The following is an 18723-nucleotide window of genomic DNA, read 5'->3' on the forward strand; positions in this document are numbered from 1 at the left end:
TAAAAGCCCTTATATTCTATCAAATATAAGCGCTTTTAGGGGAAAAATGTTGCGAAAAATTATTGCTCACATTTACATGAACTTAAGAGCTAAAACCAAGCTTTCTCAATTGAAGCAAGTATCCCTGAACCATCCAAACCACAGGCTTGCAACATTTGCTGATGCGTTGCTTGATGAAGGAAAGTATCAGGCAAACCTAAGTTCAAAATAGCTTTTACAATTTGTGCTTGCGCCAAGAATTCGTTAACAGCGCTTCCAGCACCAGCCATCACAGCATGTTCTTCTACTGTAACGAAAAGTTGTGTGCTATCCGCAAGGTCACGGATGATTTGCTCATCCAATGGCTTCACAAAACGCATATTCACCACACGCACACCTACAGCATGTTTATTTGCAAACTGCTGTGCGGCTTCAACTGATGGGGCTACTCGGCTACCAAAAGCTAGAATAGAAATCTGTTGATCTACTTCTTTATTAAATTCAGCAACAATCTCGGCTTTACCAATTTCCAAAGCAGTCATCTGCTGCTGGATTTCAACACCTGTGCCTGCACCTCGCGGATATCGTACGGCAGTTGGCCCTTCATAAAGGTAAGCAGTATGTAGCATTTGGCGACATTCATTTTCATCTTTCGGCGCCATGATCACCATGTTTGGTACAGTGCGCATATAAGCATAGTCATATGCACCTGCATGCGTCGGACCATCTTCACCAACTAAACCAGCACGATCAATCCCGAAAGTCACATCTAAATTCTGTAATGCAACATCATGAATTAACTGATCATAACCACGTTGCAAGAAAGTTGAATAAATTGCAACCACAGGTTTTAAACCTTCACATGCCATACCTGCTGCTAAGGTCACTGCATGTTGTTCAGCAATTGCTACATCAAAGAAACGCTCTGGATATTGCTGTGCAAACTTCACCATGCCAGAGCCTTCACACATCGCAGGTGTAATCGCGAGTAATCGCTGATCTTGAGCAGCTTCATCACACAACCATTGCCCAAACACATCTGAATACTTTGGTGGTGCTTTTTTTACAGGTGCATTTGCTACTGGTGCGATCTTGGTAATTGCATGATAGGTAATTGGATCTGCTTCCGCTGGGGCGAAGCCTTTACCTTTTTTTGTATAAATATGAACTAAACGTGGACCTTTACGTTTTTTGAGCGCACTAAAAACTTGTGCCAATTGCTCAACGTTGTGACCATCAAATGGCCCAAAATAATCAAAACCAATTGCTTTAAATAAGTTATCTGCGGCATCAGTCGCGGACTGATGTAAACGAGAGTTATAAGTCCACTTTGGATGTGGTTGAACATAGGCTTCACCTTGTTCATCTACATTTACCAATTGACCTGTTTCCCAAATCGCAGCCAAGTGTTTAGCAAAACCACCCGTACTGCAAGAGATCGACATATCATTGTCATTGAGTACAACAATAAGATCAGCATCATGAGCAACTGCATCGTTCATGGCTTCAAAAGCCATACCAGCAGTCATTGCCCCATCACCGACGATCGCAACTACATCACATGGATCTTTTTGATAGCGGCGTGCAAGTGACATACCTAAACCAGCAGAAATTGCAGTCGAGGAATGCCCCACACCAAATGTGTCAAACTCAGACTCATCACGTGCAGGAAATGCTGCAAGACCATCCTTACTGCGAATAGTAGTGATACGTTCACGACGTCCAGTCAGGACTTTATGTGGATAAGCCTGATGGCCCACATCCCAAACCAAACGATCTTGCGGCGTATTAAAACAATAATGCAGTGCAACCGTTAATTCGATTACACCTAAATTTGCGCCAAAGTGACCACCACTTTGTCCTGCTGCATACAAAATATATTGACGCAACTCATCCGCCACTTGTGCGAGTTGGCTTTGCTCGAGCTGACGTAATTGTTGTGGATGATCAATTCCATCTAACAATGGCGTAACAGGGCGTTGAGTTGGAATTTCGGTATACAACATAATGTGGCAAAGCCTTTTTAAGCCTGGCAAATCCGAAGCTGGGTTAAATGGGGGCAATCATACAATTAAATACGATCTACCTTCAATCAGCCACATGAGCGAATGATGTAGTGCTGAACATTCTCATGCCAATATCTAAGATTGGCTCGCAGATTATCCTGAATTATGTCACTGTTTATCAACCATTATTGTGTGCTTTGTATGAAAAAGAAAAACTTATGTGAAAAATCAGAAATTCCAATTCACGCAATCTTCACACATTAGGCTATACTTTCACTGTTTTTATTATCATAGCGAGCTCTCTGTGCCAATTGAATTTATTGCAACATCAAAGCTACCAACCGCTTTTGGTGACTTCAATATTTCCGTGTTTCAAGACCCAGAAACGGGCGAAGAACATGTGGCGCTTTCTAAAGGTTTAGAAGCTGCTCCCAACCAACCAGTACTCGTACGTATTCACTCAGAATGTTTGACTGGCGATGCTTTCAGCTCACTTAAATGTGATTGTGGCCCACAGTTACAAGCGACTCAACGTTTGATTAACGAAGCAGGTCAAGGTGTCATTTTATATCTCCGCCAAGAAGGTCGTGGAATTGGTTTAACCAACAAAATCCGTGCCTATGCACTGCAAGATCAAGGTCATGACACCGTTGATGCAAACCTATTATTGAACCTTCCAGCTGATGCACGTTGTTATGACATGTGTAGTATTATGTTGGATCACCTTCAAATCAAAGAAGTGAAATTATTAACGAATAATCCATTAAAATTAAAAGCTTTGACTGATTTGGGCATCAATGTCGTTGAACGTGTTCCTTTAACTGTAGGTCGTAACCCATTTAATGAGCATTATTTAAAAACCAAACGTGAGCGTATGGATCATCTTTATAAAAAAGATGACTTCTAATTCACTTTTTACAAGCCGTTCAAAAATAAAGCAGTTAAGGGATTTTTGATTATTATAATTAAAAATCCCTTATTTTTTTTATGGATTTATGCTTTGATGTAACTAACCCCTAGATCACTTTAAGAGGATCATCATGCAGCACCCAACTTCAGCTGATATTCAACGTGTTCGTGAGTTTTTACTCGATCTACAAGCTCGCATTTGTGCAGGACTAGAGCAACAGGAACGTGCAGGCGGTAGTACCGCAGAATTTATCATTGATGATTGGCAGCGAACTGAAGGCGGCGGTGGTCGATCTCGTGTTCTGCAAAATGGTGATGTAATTGAAAAAGGTGGGGTGATGTTCTCCCACATTAATATTAGTAAATTGCCTGCTTCTGCCACTGAGCGCCATCCACAGATTGCAGGTGCTAAGGCACAAGCATTAGGTGTCTCTTTAGTTATTCACCCTAAAAATCCTAATATTCCAACTTCACACGCAAATGTACGCTTATTTGTCGCTGAACCCGAAGGACAAGATCCAGTGTGGTGGTTTGGTGGGGGTTTTGATCTAACCCCTTTCTATCCAGATGATCAAGATGTCCTAAACTGGCATCAAACAGCTTATGACCTGTGCCAACCTTTTGGTGAAAATGTTTATGCTGAACATAAGCAATGGTGTGATGATTATTTCTATTTAAAACATCGTGATGAACAACGTGGCGTTGGTGGTTTATTTTTTGATGATTTAAATCAATGGGATTTTGAAACTTGCTTTAAATATATCCAAGCAGTTGGTAATGGCTATTTAGAAGCAATTTTACCGATTTTTGAAAAGCATCGTGAACAACCCTACACCGAAGCACAACGTGAGTTCCAGCTGTATCGTCGTGGCCGTTATGTTGAATATAACTTGGTTTATGACCGTGGTACGTTGTTTGGTTTACAAACGGGTGGCCGCATTGAATCAATTCTCGTCAGTTTGCCCAATTTAGCGGGTTGGTCTTATCGTCCTGAATGGGAAGCAAACTCACCTGAAAAAAGACTTACTGACCATTATTTAAAACCAAGAGATTGGTTAGATTTAGAGAAGTAAATGAAATGATTCATCCCTGATATAAAGCTCAGGGATGAAATCTTATCTTGAAACATTAAAATAAAAATATTGCGGTATTGGGGATGGGGCGCTGAATTAGGTCTGATCTAAAATTTTGCATCAATTCTCGACTCAATGGCTGCGGTGCATGTTTTAGGGTGAGCAATAATTGTAAAAACTGACCATGTGTAAATACGGCCAAATTCTTATGCTCATATTGCTGCGCTAATTGACTTAATTTTTCATGAACACATTGCACTCGCCCATATAAGTCAGCAAAAGATTCAGCGTCATCGGCATCACGATATTCATCATCCATTCTTTCCCAATACGCATTGACCCATTGCTTACGATCATCCAGATTGGTATTGGCACACCTCCTTTCCGAAAGATAACTAAACTCATGCAAGTTGTCGTCGACTTCTGCTGTGATCTGATACTTGAGTAAAATTGGTTCTGCGGTTTGATAGGTTCTTTGGTATTTAGAAATAATGACGTGAGCAATAGGTGGCAATGCTTCACAAAGTTGTTCTGCCTGTTGCTTCCCCTGCTCGCTCAGTGCAATTGCAGCATGCGATCTAGTTCGCCCATTGATATTGGCTTCACTCTGCGCATGTCGAATTAAATAAATACTCATCTTTAAAACCAGATCCAACATTTGCAATGATCTAAAAATATCAAAGCATGTTCTTGTCCTGAAATCATGCCCTGTTTGAATGTTCAGATGTAAATCAATATTGCAGCATCCCCCTCAACTTTATAAACTTTAACCAATCTCACCATCCTGATGACTCATGACCAAACAATTTGCTGTAATTGGAAATCCGATTGAACAATCTCGCTCACCAGAACTTCACCACGCCTTTGCAGTAAAAACGGGAGTCGACTTAAACTATAAAAAAATTCTTGCGCCATTGGATGGTTTTGAAAATACAGCCAAAGCATTTTTTGCCCAGAATGGTATGGGGATGAATGTCACCGTACCCTTTAAAGAACAGGCCTTTGCGTTGTGTGATCAACTGACTGAACGTGCCAAGATTGCCAAAGCTGTGAATACGCTGTGGATGGAAGATGGCAAGCTCTATGGCGACAATACTGATGGTCAGGGTCTGGTTGCAGCGATTCAAGCACTAGGCTGGGAACTTAAAGATAGCCGTATTCTCATTTTAGGCGCTGGTGGTGCAACACGAGGTGTCATCTACCCTCTAGTTCAAGCAGGCGCCAAAAAGATTGTTATTGCAAACCGTACACTTGCTCGTGCTGAACAACTCGTTGAAGACTTAAAAGAGTCTGTAGCACACATTGAACTCACTGCAACAAGCTTAGATCAACTAAGTGGTGAGTACGATTTTGTGATTAATGCAACTTCAGCAAGCTTAACAGGTGATGCATTACAGCTACCAGAAACCTTAGTTTTCCATCATGCTTACGAAATGGCATATGGCAAACCATCAAGTTTCTTGGATCAAGCACAGGCCCGTCAAATTCCCTCTACAGATGGTTTTGGTATGCTTGTTGGTCAGGCAATAGAAGCCTTTTCAATTTGGAATGGTGTTAAGCCTGAACTCAAAGATTTTCTATAAATAATAAAAAGAAGAACCTGCTAATTGCAGGCTCTTCTTTTACTAGTTACTTAGCATTCACTAACTTCATATAAACATCTTTAAAAATTTCATAATCAATAAATTCATTATGTTCGATCTTCAATGATTTGATAGATTTTTCAGACAATTGATTCTTACGCGCATCCACATACACTTGTCCTAAAACATTTGCTGTTTGTGCAAGTAATGCTTTCTCATCATTTGAAATACCATTTTCACGTTCAAATTGAATCTGATATTGCTGAGCAAATAGTTGCTGAGGTTGTTTGTATTGAGCTTTTAACTTTTTCCATTCTTGGCGATCTTTATCGCCCCGCATTGCATCACTCACAATACGATCAACAGCACGTCCAAGACGATCATCAAACTGATCTTCATTTTGTAAATGATGTTTGCTTTGTAATGCTTCGATAGCTTTCAAAGCTTTACCTTCAGGGTTATACACATCTTCGTCTGAATACCAGTATGCATATACACTCGCAATTTCTTGCAATTCTTTGCTTGAGTAACGTTCAACAATTTGTGGTGTGCTTTCTGTCAGTTTTGCAATAAATACTGCTTTAAAAGTTTGCTCATAAGAATGGGTCGCATCATATTTTTGAGCTGCAATCGTCTCAAGCTGATCATCTAAAGACAAAGTATAAGGCTCAGCAGAATGCTCTTGAACTCCCGTTTGACCTAGCTTTTCAGAGAAACTATTCACTGCTTTTTCAAGCATAGAACCTTTGCTTGTCTCAGCCCAAGTTTTGGCACGCTTTAACTGTGCCTGATCGATTGGTGTTGCTTTACCATAATTGCTGACATACATATCCGCTTTGATATTAAAACTTGATTTCAACTCAGGCAGTGCATAATTCAAATCATAGTCTAATTTTACAGCGCGACCTTGGGCATCCAAACCAACATCCATCACAAATGGATTACGTTTATCAACTGGTGGTAATGCTTTTTGAATCTCAGCTTGATGTTTAATCCAGAGTGCTTTAAACGCATGGTCATCAATAAATTGATTTTGATCGTAAACAGCAAATATTTTTTCTACGCTTTGTAATTTAGAGATTGTGGTAATAAAGCTTGGTGTCTTATCCGCACTGTTAAATACATCAATGCCATAGATACTTTCACAATATTGAACATCGCCATATGTCATTTGCGTAGCGTTATACAATTCTCTACATTGCGCTGCACTCAGCCCTTCTTGCTCTGCATCATCTGCCGCACTCGCGACAACTGCTTCATCTTCAGTTGCATACTCATCTGCATCTGTAGCTTCTTGCGTAGCATCAGCAATATCTTCATCACTTTCCGCAGCATAATCCTCTTCATCATCTACGCCAAAATGCTTATTCACTAAATGATAGAGTTGTTGGCTCACGACACTTGCGTCGTCTGTAGCATCTTTATGCTCAAGCTTATGATTAGATTTTGACTGCTCTGAAGCTTTCACTTCATCAGCGACCAGTTTTTCTAGACTCTTTTCATTAAAATTCAAAACACTTTGCATTAAGTATTTTTCATTCACTTTGCTATATAAATTTGCTTGTAAAACTAGCTCTTCAATCGAGGTTTTTAAGCGAATTTTTTCAACCACTCCAGCCGCTTTATCAGCAGAAGAAAGGGATAAGGCCTGAATATTATTTTGATCTGCTAAGCGATAGTAAACCGCACTTGAAGCTTTGACATATTCAGCAAATTTTTTGAAATCAACTTGATTGAATAATCCCTGATATTTAGAAAAATCGAGATACGCTAGATTATTTTGATTTTCTTTATTGACCAAATACGGCATCAAAGCAAAATAATTGATGTAAAACTTATAATCTTTTAAATCCAACACCATCGGTACTTTTGCTTGCACCAATAACGTTGGCTTTTCATAACGAGCCGTTAAATTAAATGATCCCATTTTTTGACGATAGTGCACTGAGCCATCATACTCAAATTGCATATCATTCAAAATATTGGTCATTGCACTGGTAAACTTTTCTGCCTTGGTGCTATAAGTTTTTGGCTGTTGTGCCAATGCAACATACAGCGCTTGTTTTTGTTTGGCATTTAAATTGACTTTTTGATCTCGTAAATATTGATCAACTTTTTGCTTTAAAGCTACATCTAACTGCGCTTTACCGTCTTTTGAATTTGTGTTGTTTTGATCAAGGTTGACATGAATATTAAATTTTCCGCGATAATCATAACTCGGATATTCATACATCGCATTGATACTATTGATGGCCTTTTGCTCTAAATTTACAGAGCTAGAATTGGTTTTAATGACATGCTGAGAGCACGCAGAAAGACTAAGACCCAACAAACATAAAGTTAAATATTTTAAACGCATAGCTTTATCGAACACCTTTATATCATTATACTTTCAACAACTAGAGTTATCATGACCATCTTCAAAGCGAATGAAGAACACTTAGTAAAGAATGACTTTTCTACGAATCAAATTCTTACAAAATTAGCTTTTCTGACACTGTTTTTAACCGTGTTTATCAATGCATTTTTATCACTATTGTGAATAATCAAAGTATCGAAACAGATAATCCAAAATGATTCAAATACAGGATTAAGATTATGCCAGCTTATAAAGCCCCTCTCCGTGATGTTCGCTTCTTAATGAATGAAGTGTTTGATTATCCTGCACACTACCAAACTTTGGCAAGTGGACAAAATGCCGATAAAGATACTGTTGATATGATTCTTGAAGGTGCGGCAGATTACTGCGAAAACGTACTTTCTCCACTCAATCAATCAGGTGATGAAGAAGGCTGTACGTTTAACAACGGCGAAGTAACAACACCTAAAGGCTTCAAAGAAGCTTACGATCAATTCGTAATGGGTGGTTGGCAAGGTCTTTCTTACCCAGAAGAGTTTGGTGGTCAAGGCTTACCAATGTCTTTAAACCTGATCAAATCAGAAATGATGGGTACTGCAAACTGGTCATTCACTATGTACCCAGGTTTAAGTACAGGTTGTATGAACACTATCATGCAGTTCGGTACGGATGAGCAAAAAAATACTTATATGCCTAAACTCGTTGAAGGAACTTGGTCAGGCACAATGTGCTTAACTGAACCTCAATGTGGTACTGACTTAGGTCAAGTAAAAACTAAAGCAGAACCTGCTGCTGATGGTACTTATAAAATCTCTGGTACTAAAATCTTCATCTCTGCGGGTGAACACGATTTAACAGAGAACATTATCCATATCGTACTTGCTCGTCTTCCAGATGCACCTGCTGGTACTCGTGGTATTTCGTTATTCATCGTACCGAAATTCATCCCAACTGCTGATGGCGGTGTAGGTGAGCGTAATACTGTTTCTTGTGGTTCAATCGAACACAAAATGGGTATCCGTGCTTCTGCAACTGCTGTATTGAACTTTGACAATGCAACTGGTTACCTCATCGGTGAAGTAAACAAAGGCTTACATGCAATGTTCACGTTCATGAACACTGCTCGTATCGGTACTGCTGTTCAAGGTATTGCTCACGCTGAACTTTCTTTCCAAGGTGCGTTACCTTATGCGAAAGATCGTATGTCTATGCGTGCCCTTTCTGGTAAGAAAGAGCCTGAGCGTGTAGCTGATGCGATTATTCACCATGCTGATGTTCGTCGTATGTTGTTAACTCAAAAAGCGGTTGCAGAAGGCGGTCGCTCAATGATCTATCATGCGGCAAAACTTGCAGACAAAATGACAGATGCTTTAGTAAATGGCGATCAAGCTGCTTATGAAGCTGCTGATGACAAACTAGGTTTCTATACGCCGATTTTAAAAGGTTTCTTGACTGAATTAGGTTTGGAAGCTGCGAATCATGGTATGCAAGTATACGGCGGTCATGGTTTCATCAAAGAATGGGGTATGGAACAAATCGCACGCGATGCGCGTATCTCTACATTGTATGAAGGGACAACGGGTATCCAAGCACTTGACTTATTAGGTCGTAAAGTTCTTTTAAGCTCAAAAGGTAAAGTTGTTCGTGACTATACCGCTGAAATCTTAAAGTTCTGTGCTGCCCATGCGCGTAACAAGTATTTACGTCGTTTCGCTTGGGACTTAACTAAGCTTTGCGCTCAATGGAACACATTGACTGTTCGTATCATGCTTGCAGCTCGTAAAGACCGTGACATCGTATCGTCTGCTTCTGCTGATTTCTTGATGTTCTCTGGTTATGTCATGATGGCTTATTTCTGGGCTCAGCAAGCAGTGATTGCTTCTGAAAAACTAGAAGCAGGTAATGGCATTGAAACACCAGAATTCTATAAAGCAAAAATCAAAGTTGCTGATTTCTACTTTGATCGTTTATTGCCACGCGCTCAAGGTCATGCAGAATCAATGGTATCGACTTCTCGTACATTGACCTCTCTTGCACCAGAACACTTCAGCTTCGATTACTAATCGGAACTGTAAAAAAGAGCGCTCTAGGCGCTCTTTTTTATGCTTAACTTTTAACTATTCAATTTTTTCAAAGACATAAGCTTTCTTTGGAAATGGATATTCTTTAAAGAAATGACGATTCTGTCCGTGATCACCATTCCAGATTTTGTCTAAATCTAAAACAAGGTTTTGCTCTTTATTGATCTTATAGTAAAGATTGACGTTCGCATTTTCACAACGAATCATGATTTCATTCAATTCTTTGTGTGCATGCCACTGAACCTGTTTACACATCTGTTCAATCTTGGTCATATTACGAGAAGGATCTGAACCTAATCGACCAAAACTGGTATTGATCCAATACACCGAACCATCATCTAAAAGATTAATAATATATTCTGCTTCTTTCTCATTACTCACACATCCAGCAAAAGGATCTGAGCATGGAATACGCGCATGATAACGCCCAGCATAAATCAAATCCTGCTGAGAAGGTTTTTCCATACGTTTAGATGCAACATGTGGAATAGTTGCTTGTCCCGCAATCTCAGTAAGTGAAACGCCTTCACTCGATACAGTTTGTTCATCCTCTAAAACCATATCATCGGAAAGTTCTTCATGCTCTTGTTGCGTCTGGGGTTGCTGTTTCATTGACTCTGGGTGATGGCTATCACAAGCACTCAACCCTAAACTCAATACAGCTCCTACACTAATATATTGTAAGAATAACCTGAACTGCATATTCATAATTCTCTAACATCAATATCGTTATCTTTTTTCATGACTTCACCACCCCGTATAAATATTAAACAGGTTTTATTCACGTAAATATTGCGTGAAAACAAGGTAAGTTGTGCTAACGATAGGATTGAAATAGCAAATTGACAAAGCAGTATGCCTTAAGTCAGTGCATTTTAGGCGAAACTGTCGGTTTTTCCATCAGCAGTTTACACACCGTAACTATTCTCTTGCTTGTGAGAACTTTAAAAATTTATTTTTGACCATATTTCTTAATTAACAGCAGTGTTGATCCTGATTTTAATTTTTTTACTGCTGTTTCATGAATTTAAGGAGACCTACTCGATGGCCAATTCTGGTTTATATCGCTCAAGCCAACAAAGCATAGTCGCTGGTGTTATGGGCGGTATTGCGGAACGTTTTGGTTGGAATGCAAATTTATTACGTTTGATCTTTGTCATTGTTTCACTCATGAGTGCAGCCTTTCCCGGTATTTTGGTATACCTCGTTTTATGGCTCGTCATTCCTAAACAACAGACAAATCGAGTAGAACACGTACATGGCTACAACCAGCCTGTTAAAACAGTTTATGAGGATCAAAACTTAAGACGTTAATCACCTTTTCCTCTTTGGTCGCTACGGTTGGATTTACCCCTAATACAACCGTAGCTTTTTTTATTTTGAATTAGCTATTTTGACGATTTATTTGTTGTTGCAAAGCAGCGATCATATCAGCACGACTCACGATTCCAATAAGACGCTCCTGCTCGACTACAGGAATATAATTAAAAGATTTCTCTACGAAATAAGGCACTAGATCTTGGATGGGTTGCGATGGTTCAACCGTTACAACACGACGACTCATAATTTGTTTTACATAGTGTTGCCATGAATTTCGTGGATCAGTCGCACCTTTGAACCATTCCACAACCTCATACAAAGCCAACGTCCCCACCAATTTCTCTTGCGCATTGACCACTGGTAAACTCATTAAGTTAACCGACTTAAATTTATCTAATGCTTGATAAATATCATCCTCTTCATGTAATCGAATCACATCTCGACTCATAATATCCTGACAAACAAAAGTACTCATGGAGCGTTCATTGGCATGGACTTGCGCTTGCAAAATGATTTTTTCTAAATCGTACTGACTAATATCCAATAATTCAGTGTGATGATCTAACGCATATTCAATATCTTTAGGTTGAATCGAAACCTTCTGTGTCGGCGTTGGATCTTTCGAACGTTCATTTAAATGAGCTGTCAGCGGGTAATGTCTGCCAATCAATCGATTAAAAAATACTGCAAATAACAGCAATAAAATCGAATTTAACAACACAGGATACAGAATAAAGTGAAACCCTAAACGATGTACAGCATCACCGCCGAGTACCGCAGTAATCGCCACAGCCCCACTGGGTGGATGCAAAGAATCCGTGGTCATCATCATAAAAATAGCAAAGCCAACCGCGAGACTAAACGCAGTGGTTGAATCTGCAAGTAATTGCGTGCAAGTAACACCAATCACACTAGCCAAGATATTGCCAATAATCACATTCCACGGTTGTGCTAAAGGACTATTTGGGACAGCAAATAATAAGACCGATGAAGCTCCCATTGGTGCGATATACCAAGCATTGATCCCACCCAAAACATACCAACTGATCAATGAGGAAATTGCGAGACCACATAACGCACCTACACCAGATAAGATCCTTTCTTTGACAGGGAGAACTTTATAATTTGGTTTTAGAAAATTAAGCCAGTCTGATTGGGTATAGCTCACAATTCACCTTGCTAGAGAGTATTGTTTTGATTGGTGGCGCAAGTATACGCCGAAACAACCATAAGGTGTATCTTAGTTACATCTTAAAGTTAACAGATATTCTGATAATCTACTGTTCAAGTAATTTCTTGTGATTTTATCCGATAGTTGAATTCCAATATTGTCAGAGAACAATACAATTCACGCTTGGTTTTATTTTCACTCCTGTCAAGGAACGGTTTTGCATAAAACAGAAGTATTGACCTTACTTTTATGTGCATTTGCGGCACTACTACATGGCTTAAGCGGCTTTGGCTTTCCCATGGTCAGTACGGCTGCATTATCCATGTTCTATCCACTGCAAACAGCGGTGGCAATGGTCATTATTCCTTGTATTATTTTAAATCTCAGTCTATTACAGGCGAGCAAAAACCAAAGTTTTTTCCAAAATATTCTCCATTATTTAAAGCAATATTGGGGGTTAATTGGAAGCAGTCTCATCGGCAGCTTTATTGGCGTGGGATTACTTTTATATGTCAATGAAGGCTATCTGAAACTTATCATGGGATCAGTCATTTTACTGTATGTGCTCGATCAGTTTAGATCACAGCCGTTTCAAGTCAGCCGCTCATTCAAAAATATGCTGATTTTTGGTTTTCTCGCAGGCGTGATTGGCGGCGCAACCAATGCCATGGCACCCTTTCTGATGATGTATCTACTCAGTACTCGGCATGACAAAACCGATGTGGTCATGATCAGCAATATGTGTTTCCTTGCCAGTAAATTAATTCAGCTCTCGCTGCTGTATCCAACGCTTTACACCTTTCAGCCCTCACAAATTTATCTGTTGATTGGTGTAACCATTTTATCTTTATTATTTGTTTATCTCGGCGCAAAAATCCGTTCTAATATTTCCCAGCAAAAGTTCAATTTGATCATTTTTACCATTTTAATGCTACTTGGCTGTAATGCATTATGGCAAGGCATGGAGCTTATTTAGAACAGTGTTTATTGTGATCGTTAAACTTGGATTTACGCAAGATTGACAGATATTTTAGGTTATCTGGTCACTAGATTTAAGTGGCAATAACAACTCAAATAAGGATATTTTATGAATGTTCCTCACCTTGAAACACCCACCAATGCAATGCCTAAAGGCCTATTGCGCGGTTGGGTAATCATTGCAATTGCGGCATTGCTGTCTTTCGGTTTATATGAAATTCTCCCTTATGAGCAAAATGCCAATAAGGGGCTAAGCTTACTTTTATTCATTGGTATTCTTTGGCTAACTGAGACCATTCATATCACTATTACTGCGCTGTTAGTTCCTGTGCTTGCCGTCCTTGTCGGCATGCCAAGTGTTGGCAGTGATGGTGAAATCAAAGCAATTACCACCAGCAAAGCGCTGAGTACCTTTGCAGATCCGACCATCTTCTTATTTTTTGGTGGTTTCGCACTTGCAACAGCCTTGCATGTCCAAAAGCTTGACCGCAAAATTGCAATGTGGATTATTGCCATGTCTCGCGGTCATTTAGGGGTTGCCGTCTTGGCGATCTGTTTAGTGACTGCTGTGCTTTCAATGTGGATTTCCAATACTGCAACAGCGGCAATGATGTTACCGCTTGCACTAGGTTTGCTTTCTCATTTTGATGTGCAAAAAGAGCGTAAAACTTTCGTTTTCATCTTATTGGGGATCGCCTACTCAGCCAGTATTGGTGGTTTAGGTACAATGGTTGGTTCTCCGCCGAATGCCATTGCAGCCAAAGCTTTGGGCTATGATTTTGCCGACTGGATGAAAGTTGGCTTACCCATGATGCTTCTTATTTTCCCTGCGATGTTAGCCAGCTTATATCTGATCTTGCGTCCGAAATTGAACCATCGTGTGGAATTTAAAACAGAAAATATCCCTTGGAATCGCGACCGTATTTTGACCATGTTATTGTTCATGGTAACGGCATTGGCGTGGATCTTCGGTAAGAGCGTCAGTGAGCATTTTGGGATTAGCCAACCTGACACTTGGATTGCAGTTTTTGCTGCCTGTTTAGTGGTGATTCTTGGTATCGGGACATGGAAAGATATTGCAGACAACACTGATTGGGGCGTGTTAATGCTCTTTGGTGGTGGTTTAACTTTAAGTGCTGTTCTGAAAGATTCAGGTTCATCACTGGTATTAGGTCAAACTCTTGCAAATGCTTTCGGTGACGCCTCTCCGTTCTTGGTCATTGTGATCGTTGCAGCCTTTATTATTTTCTTAACTGAATTTACTAGTAACACGGCATCTGCTGCGTTGCTCGTGCCTGTTTTTGCTGCGATTGCAGATCAAATGGGCTTACCTAAAGAGATTCTGGTGATTGTCATTGGTATCGGTGCTTCATGTGCATTCATGCTACCTGTTGCAACCCCACCAAATGCTATCGTATTTGGTACAGGACATATTCAACAAAGCGAGATGATGCGCGTTGGTTTCGTGCTAAATATTCTTTGTGTTGCACTGGTGTCTATCTTTATTTATTGGTTCTTTGTGTAAAGCAAATTAAAAGCGCTTCGGCGCTTTTTTATTCCGTTAAATCAACTTTTCATTGAGATAACGCCAATAGCGTTTCGGTAAATATTGCACATGCAATTTAACGTTTTGACGTTCTTTAATGTTGATACTATTGAAATAATCTTTCCAGAGTTGATCATATAATTGTTCTTGCTCATCCAGCTGCAATTGAAAACTTTGACTTGCGCCACTTGCAAGATTCCGATCAATTTCATTTGCCTCTAATGACACCTCATGAATTTCATGTAAGTCATAGTACAAACCATATTTTCGTTGCTCATCATAAATCAGCCAGCATTGATCTTGATAACGTCGTTTAAAATGCGGTTGGATCAAAGGCAATACATTAAAATCAGGTCGCACCAAACTTAAAAATAATCCATCTGTGGTTTTCTTAAAACGGACAAAGGCTTCCATACGATGCTTTTCACGACCGACTTTTTTTGCCCATTGTGCTATCGCCAATACACTCGGGTGCGCATAATTTTTTTCAACAGAATGTTGATGATGAAAAACGTATATACAGTAATTAAATAAATGCTGAAACGCATCTAAGGACTCAGATAAATAAGCAAAGTAAAATTGTCTTAATGAAGATTGACTTAAACGCTGCTGTATCGCCGACCAAACACGCTGCGCATGATGTTCATTATTGGGAATCTCAACAACAGTGGAAAATAAACCATGTTGCGCACCTTCATTAAAACAAAGCTGAACTTGAAACTCTTTAAATTGAAAGGCACGAAATACACAATTGAGCAAACCAACCATCGAACCATCAAAATAATAATAAACCATACCATCAGCAGACATGATCAAAATCCTAAGCTTAGCTGAGGTGACAGTTGTTTAACGTATTTGGATGAACCCTGCGTCAAGATTTGTTGACGAATATAATGAGATGACAACTCTTTTTGAAAGCGCGGGCTATCTTCACAACGAATAAAAAATTTTGCTCTGGAATACGCCACACCGAGTTGTTTTAGTAAATCAATATGCACCTTACCAAAACGACGCGCTTGCACGATTTTCTTGGCAGACTTCACCCCAATGCCCGGCACACGCAAGATCATTTGATAATCAGCACGATTCAAATCGACAGGAAACTGTTCAGGATGACGCAATGCCCAACTCAGTTTCGGATCTACATCCAAATCTAAATGTGGGTATTTTTCATTGACGATTTCATTGACCTGAAAACCATAAAATCGCATCAACCAATCACTTTGATAAAGTCGATTCTCTCGTAGCAAAGGTGGTGCTGAACCGACAGCGGGTAAATAGTTATTCTCGGTATTGATTGGAATGTAGCCTGAGAAATAGACACGCTTTAACTTGAACTCTTTATAATGTCGATCTGCCATAAATAGCACATCTTGATCAGTCTCTTGATGTGCGCCAACCACCATTTGAGTGGTCTGTCCTGCGGGTACATATTTCGGCACATGCTTAATAATTTGGCGTTCGTCTTTAAGTTGAATCAGTCGATCTCGAACCAATCCTAAATCTTTTTGTACTTCTTGATGGGATTTTTCAGGCGCAAATGCTTTTAATCCAACCTCAGTTGGCATTTCTAAATTGATGCTCATTCGGTCAGCATAAAGTCCTGCTTCATGAATCAACTCAGGCGATGCGCCTGGAATAGTTTTGAGATGAATATAGCCATTAAAATTTTCCTCTAGACGTAGCTTTTTCACCACTTGAAGCATCCGCTCCATCGTATAGTCTGCGGATTTAAAAATACCAGAGCTGAGGAATAATCCCTCTATATAGTTACGACGATAAAAATTAATGGTCAGGTCAACCACTTCTTGTACGGTAAATGCAGCCCGTTTGACATCATTGGAACGGCGTGACACACAATAGGCACAATCAAGAATGCAGACATTACTGAACAGGATTTTTAGCAAAGAAACACAACGCCCATCTTCAGTATAGCTATGGCAAATCCCTGCCTGACTAGCATCGCCTAAACCTTTGTCTTTATTTTTACGGTCACTGCCGCTGGAGGAACAGGACACGTCATATTTGGCAGCGTCCGCAAGAATCTGGAGTTTTTCACGAATGCGATCAGACATTTCAAACGACCTGAAGAAAACAGAGAAGATCGTTTAAAAATTAGCATTTCAAAGTTGTGAAATTAAGTACCCAAAAGATGCAATACGTCATGAAGTGACGTTCAAAAACAGGATTCTTAAAAATACATTTAATATCAAATAATTAGACTTACAAAAGAATACAGGTATAAATATGCATGAGTTAAAATTATATTTATACCTTATTTTATATTTATTAGAACCTGTTTTTATCCTTACAAGTATTTGGATAAGTCTCTGTTCTCTTAAGATCAAAATCAAATACAGGCTGAATCGGTATTTCCTCAGTACGGTAATAACACATTTCTCGCCATCTCATTGCTTCTTCTTTATTTTCTGGCAAACCATTGAGCCCAGAATAATAATTTTGAAACATATTCTCTTGACCATTGGCATAACCCATATTGGCGGCTTTTATGTACCATTCTGTTGAAACCTTACCATTTTTCTCTACCCCTAATCCTTGCTGATAAAGCACTCCAATATTATTCATTCCAGCTGGATTACCCTGCTCGGCAGCTTTTGTATACCAATACATTGCTTTTTTATAATCGGTATCAACGCCATAACCTGTATGAAAAAATGTACCTACCCTGAACTGAGCATCAGCATTACCTGCTTGCGCAGCCTCTTCAGATAGTTTGAACATCTTAGGTACAAAACGACTTAAGTCTTCTTTCCGATAATAAAGCGTAGTCAAATTCAATTTAGCTAAAGCACTCCCTTGTTCAGCAGCTTGTTGAAAGAGCTTTTCAATTTCTAAAGCTTTTTTTTCTTTCGTCGCTTCGTCGTAATTTCTATCTCGGATACGATCATTCATATTCTTATAATAGACTAAGGCTGCGTAATCATTTAGTTCATCTGCACTTAAATCTTTAAAATGATAATTATAAGAAGCAGAAAGATAAGTCCAATTATGTTTTAAATAGTTAAAACTAAGAAAGCCTAAAAATAATATAAAAACACCAAGATAATACTTTTTTAAATTCATTTCAGAACAATCTAATTTATACAATTACACGCTATCCTAACAAAATTTTATAAAAGCCTAAATAAAAAATATAATCATTATTTTTTAAATACCAATAGACATGAACAGCAGATCATTTTAAAATTTTTAAAACCCTGAAAATACTTTATTTATGATGAGCACAACAACGACAAATATCGACTATCAACCCAAAATCTCTCTTATTATTACACCTCTTATTCCCATTAGTCTCCTGATCCTATTTTCTTTATTTACAGGAAAATTCGGACTTGATCTTCTTTATATTGTGGGCTTATTTTCTGGTATTTACTATATCCTGTTATTCCCATTATTACTTCGGATTTGCCAGATACTGATTACCAAGAATCGTTTTATCTTTCCTGCCATGTGGTTTGGTGCGCACATATCATTTAGCTTAATTTATTTCTTTCTCGCAATCTTTGAAAATATTGCTCATAATCAGCCCTTATTTGAATATGCTTTCCCAACTGTTGGACGTACATTTGCCTCTACCTCTACGCTAACAATCAGTTTTATTCTTAGTCTAATCTTTTGGTCTTTTGCCTCATTTCTACCTAAATTAAAAGCCAAACGTGCCAGAGAATCTCAAACAAATGAGCTCCAATAATTTTTT

16 protein-coding genes are annotated in these 18723 nt (G+C 39.1%); 8 read left to right on the forward strand and 8 right to left on the reverse strand.

Going from position 1 to position 18723, the window contains the following annotated elements; all coding sequences use genetic code 11:
• Positions 1-89: 89 nt before the first annotated feature.
• Positions 90-1985, reverse strand: coding sequence for a 1-deoxy-D-xylulose-5-phosphate synthase (dxs, locus tag IO68_RS28620; RefSeq protein ID WP_023013779.1), 1896 nt, complete (start codon positions 1983-1985; stop codon positions 90-92).
• A gap of 304 nt (positions 1986-2289) precedes the next feature.
• Here dxs and ribA point away from each other — a divergent pair, with 304 nt between their 5' ends.
• Together ribA and hemF are read left to right on the forward strand one after the other, a co-directional pair.
• The gene (ribA, locus tag IO68_RS28625) at positions 2290-2892 is read left to right on the forward strand and encodes a GTP cyclohydrolase II (RefSeq protein WP_023013780.1); all 603 of its coding nucleotides are present in this window, start codon (positions 2290-2292) and stop codon (positions 2890-2892) included.
• A 133-nt stretch (positions 2893-3025) separates the two neighbouring features.
• A complete protein-coding gene (gene hemF, locus IO68_RS28630) occupies positions 3026-3967 on the forward strand; it encodes an oxygen-dependent coproporphyrinogen oxidase (RefSeq protein ID WP_023013781.1) in 942 nt (313 codons plus the stop codon).
• A gap of 55 nt (positions 3968-4022) precedes the next feature.
• On the opposite strand, the gene IO68_RS28635 is transcribed toward hemF, so the two are convergent.
• A complete protein-coding gene (locus tag IO68_RS28635) occupies positions 4023-4604 on the reverse strand; it encodes a histidine phosphatase family protein (RefSeq protein ID WP_031234850.1) in 582 nt (193 codons plus the stop codon).
• Positions 4605-4761: 157 nt separating this feature from the next.
• Here IO68_RS28635 and aroE point away from each other — a divergent pair, with 157 nt between their 5' ends.
• Positions 4762-5550 (forward strand): shikimate dehydrogenase, encoded by a 789-nt coding sequence (aroE, locus tag IO68_RS28640; RefSeq protein ID WP_023013783.1) that lies wholly within the window; start codon positions 4762-4764, stop codon positions 5548-5550.
• 46 nt (positions 5551-5596) lie between these two features.
• Here the strand turns inward: aroE and IO68_RS28645 are convergent, their stop codons facing one another.
• Entirely contained in the window at positions 5597-7909 is a 2313-nt protein-coding gene (locus IO68_RS28645; RefSeq protein WP_023013784.1) for a hypothetical protein, read from the reverse strand.
• A 239-nt stretch (positions 7910-8148) separates the two neighbouring features.
• On the opposite strand from IO68_RS28645, the gene IO68_RS28650 reads away from it, so the two are divergent.
• Positions 8149-9972 carry an acyl-CoA dehydrogenase C-terminal domain-containing protein gene (locus IO68_RS28650; RefSeq protein WP_004877701.1) on the forward strand — a complete coding sequence of 608 codons (1824 nt, stop codon included), beginning with the start codon at positions 8149-8151 and terminating at the stop codon, positions 9970-9972.
• A gap of 54 nt (positions 9973-10026) precedes the next feature.
• On the opposite strand, the gene IO68_RS28655 is transcribed toward IO68_RS28650, so the two are convergent.
• On the reverse strand, positions 10027-10692 hold the full coding sequence (locus IO68_RS28655) for a hypothetical protein (RefSeq protein WP_023013785.1): 666 nt from the start codon (positions 10690-10692) through the stop codon (positions 10027-10029).
• Positions 10693-11034: 342 nt separating this feature from the next.
• Here IO68_RS28655 and IO68_RS28660 point away from each other — a divergent pair, with 342 nt between their 5' ends.
• Positions 11035-11304: a PspC domain-containing protein gene (locus IO68_RS28660; protein ID WP_007480607.1), complete on the forward strand. Its 270-nt coding sequence runs from the start codon at positions 11035-11037 to the stop codon at positions 11302-11304.
• Positions 11305-11374: 70 nt separating this feature from the next.
• On the opposite strand, the gene IO68_RS28665 is transcribed toward IO68_RS28660, so the two are convergent.
• Positions 11375-12478, reverse strand: coding sequence for an HPP family protein (locus IO68_RS28665; RefSeq protein ID WP_023013786.1), 1104 nt, complete (start codon positions 12476-12478; stop codon positions 11375-11377).
• Between the two features lie 220 nt (positions 12479-12698).
• Here IO68_RS28665 and IO68_RS28670 point away from each other — a divergent pair, with 220 nt between their 5' ends.
• Both IO68_RS28670 and IO68_RS28675 read left to right on the forward strand, forming a co-directional pair.
• The gene (locus tag IO68_RS28670) at positions 12699-13457 is read left to right on the forward strand and encodes a sulfite exporter TauE/SafE family protein (RefSeq protein ID WP_023013787.1); all 759 of its coding nucleotides are present in this window, start codon (positions 12699-12701) and stop codon (positions 13455-13457) included.
• A gap of 111 nt (positions 13458-13568) precedes the next feature.
• Positions 13569-14984, forward strand: coding sequence for an SLC13 family permease (locus IO68_RS28675; protein WP_023013788.1), 1416 nt, complete (start codon positions 13569-13571; stop codon positions 14982-14984).
• A gap of 36 nt (positions 14985-15020) precedes the next feature.
• Here the strand turns inward: IO68_RS28675 and IO68_RS28680 are convergent, their stop codons facing one another.
• From IO68_RS28680 to IO68_RS28690, 3 genes are all read right to left on the reverse strand, one after another.
• Positions 15021-15815, reverse strand: coding sequence for a TIGR03915 family putative DNA repair protein (locus IO68_RS28680; protein ID WP_023013789.1), 795 nt, complete (start codon positions 15813-15815; stop codon positions 15021-15023).
• A gap of 2 nt (positions 15816-15817) precedes the next feature.
• Entirely contained in the window at positions 15818-17080 is a 1263-nt protein-coding gene (locus tag IO68_RS28685) for a putative DNA modification/repair radical SAM protein (protein WP_023013790.1), read from the reverse strand.
• Positions 17081-17294: 214 nt separating this feature from the next.
• Positions 17295-18089, reverse strand: coding sequence for a tetratricopeptide repeat protein (locus tag IO68_RS28690; RefSeq protein WP_023013791.1), 795 nt, complete (start codon positions 18087-18089; stop codon positions 17295-17297).
• Positions 18090-18240: 151 nt separating this feature from the next.
• Between IO68_RS28690 and IO68_RS0117025 the strand changes: the two genes are divergently transcribed.
• Positions 18241-18717, forward strand: a complete 477-nt coding sequence (locus IO68_RS0117025) for a hypothetical protein (protein ID WP_227502893.1) — start codon at positions 18241-18243, stop codon at positions 18715-18717.
• Positions 18718-18723 lie beyond the last annotated feature (6 nt).

Origin of the sequence: Acinetobacter sp. COS3 (assembly GCF_000475335.1) — a bacterium.
In the GTDB taxonomy this organism is placed as follows: domain Bacteria; phylum Pseudomonadota; class Gammaproteobacteria; order Pseudomonadales; family Moraxellaceae; genus Acinetobacter; species Acinetobacter venetianus.

Excerpts from the sequence above, each read along its gene's own strand:
- dxs (WP_023013779.1), bottom strand. The coding sequence starts at position 1,985 with ATGTTGTATACCGAAATTCCAACTCAACGCCCTGTTACGCCATTGTTA.
- hemF (WP_023013781.1), top strand. The coding sequence starts at position 3,026 with ATGCAGCACCCAACTTCAGCTGATATTCAACGTGTTCGTGAGTTTTTA.
- IO68_RS28635 (WP_031234850.1), bottom strand. The coding sequence starts at position 4,604 with ATGAGTATTTATTTAATTCGACATGCGCAGAGTGAAGCCAATATCAAT.
- aroE (WP_023013783.1), top strand. The coding sequence starts at position 4,762 with ATGACCAAACAATTTGCTGTAATTGGAAATCCGATTGAACAATCTCGC.
- IO68_RS28645 (WP_023013784.1), bottom strand. The coding sequence starts at position 7,909 with ATGCGTTTAAAATATTTAACTTTATGTTTGTTGGGTCTTAGTCTTTCT.
- IO68_RS28650 (WP_004877701.1), top strand. The coding sequence starts at position 8,149 with ATGCCAGCTTATAAAGCCCCTCTCCGTGATGTTCGCTTCTTAATGAAT.
- IO68_RS28655 (WP_023013785.1), bottom strand. The coding sequence starts at position 10,692 with ATGCAGTTCAGGTTATTCTTACAATATATTAGTGTAGGAGCTGTATTG.
- IO68_RS28660 (WP_007480607.1), top strand. The coding sequence starts at position 11,035 with ATGGCCAATTCTGGTTTATATCGCTCAAGCCAACAAAGCATAGTCGCT.
- IO68_RS28675 (WP_023013788.1), top strand. The coding sequence starts at position 13,569 with ATGAATGTTCCTCACCTTGAAACACCCACCAATGCAATGCCTAAAGGC.
- IO68_RS28680 (WP_023013789.1), bottom strand. The coding sequence starts at position 15,815 with ATGTCTGCTGATGGTATGGTTTATTATTATTTTGATGGTTCGATGGTT.
- IO68_RS28685 (WP_023013790.1), bottom strand. The coding sequence starts at position 17,080 with ATGTCTGATCGCATTCGTGAAAAACTCCAGATTCTTGCGGACGCTGCC.
- IO68_RS28690 (WP_023013791.1), bottom strand. The coding sequence starts at position 18,089 with ATGAATTTAAAAAAGTATTATCTTGGTGTTTTTATATTATTTTTAGGC.
- IO68_RS0117025 (WP_227502893.1), top strand. The coding sequence starts at position 18,241 with ATGATGAGCACAACAACGACAAATATCGACTATCAACCCAAAATCTCT.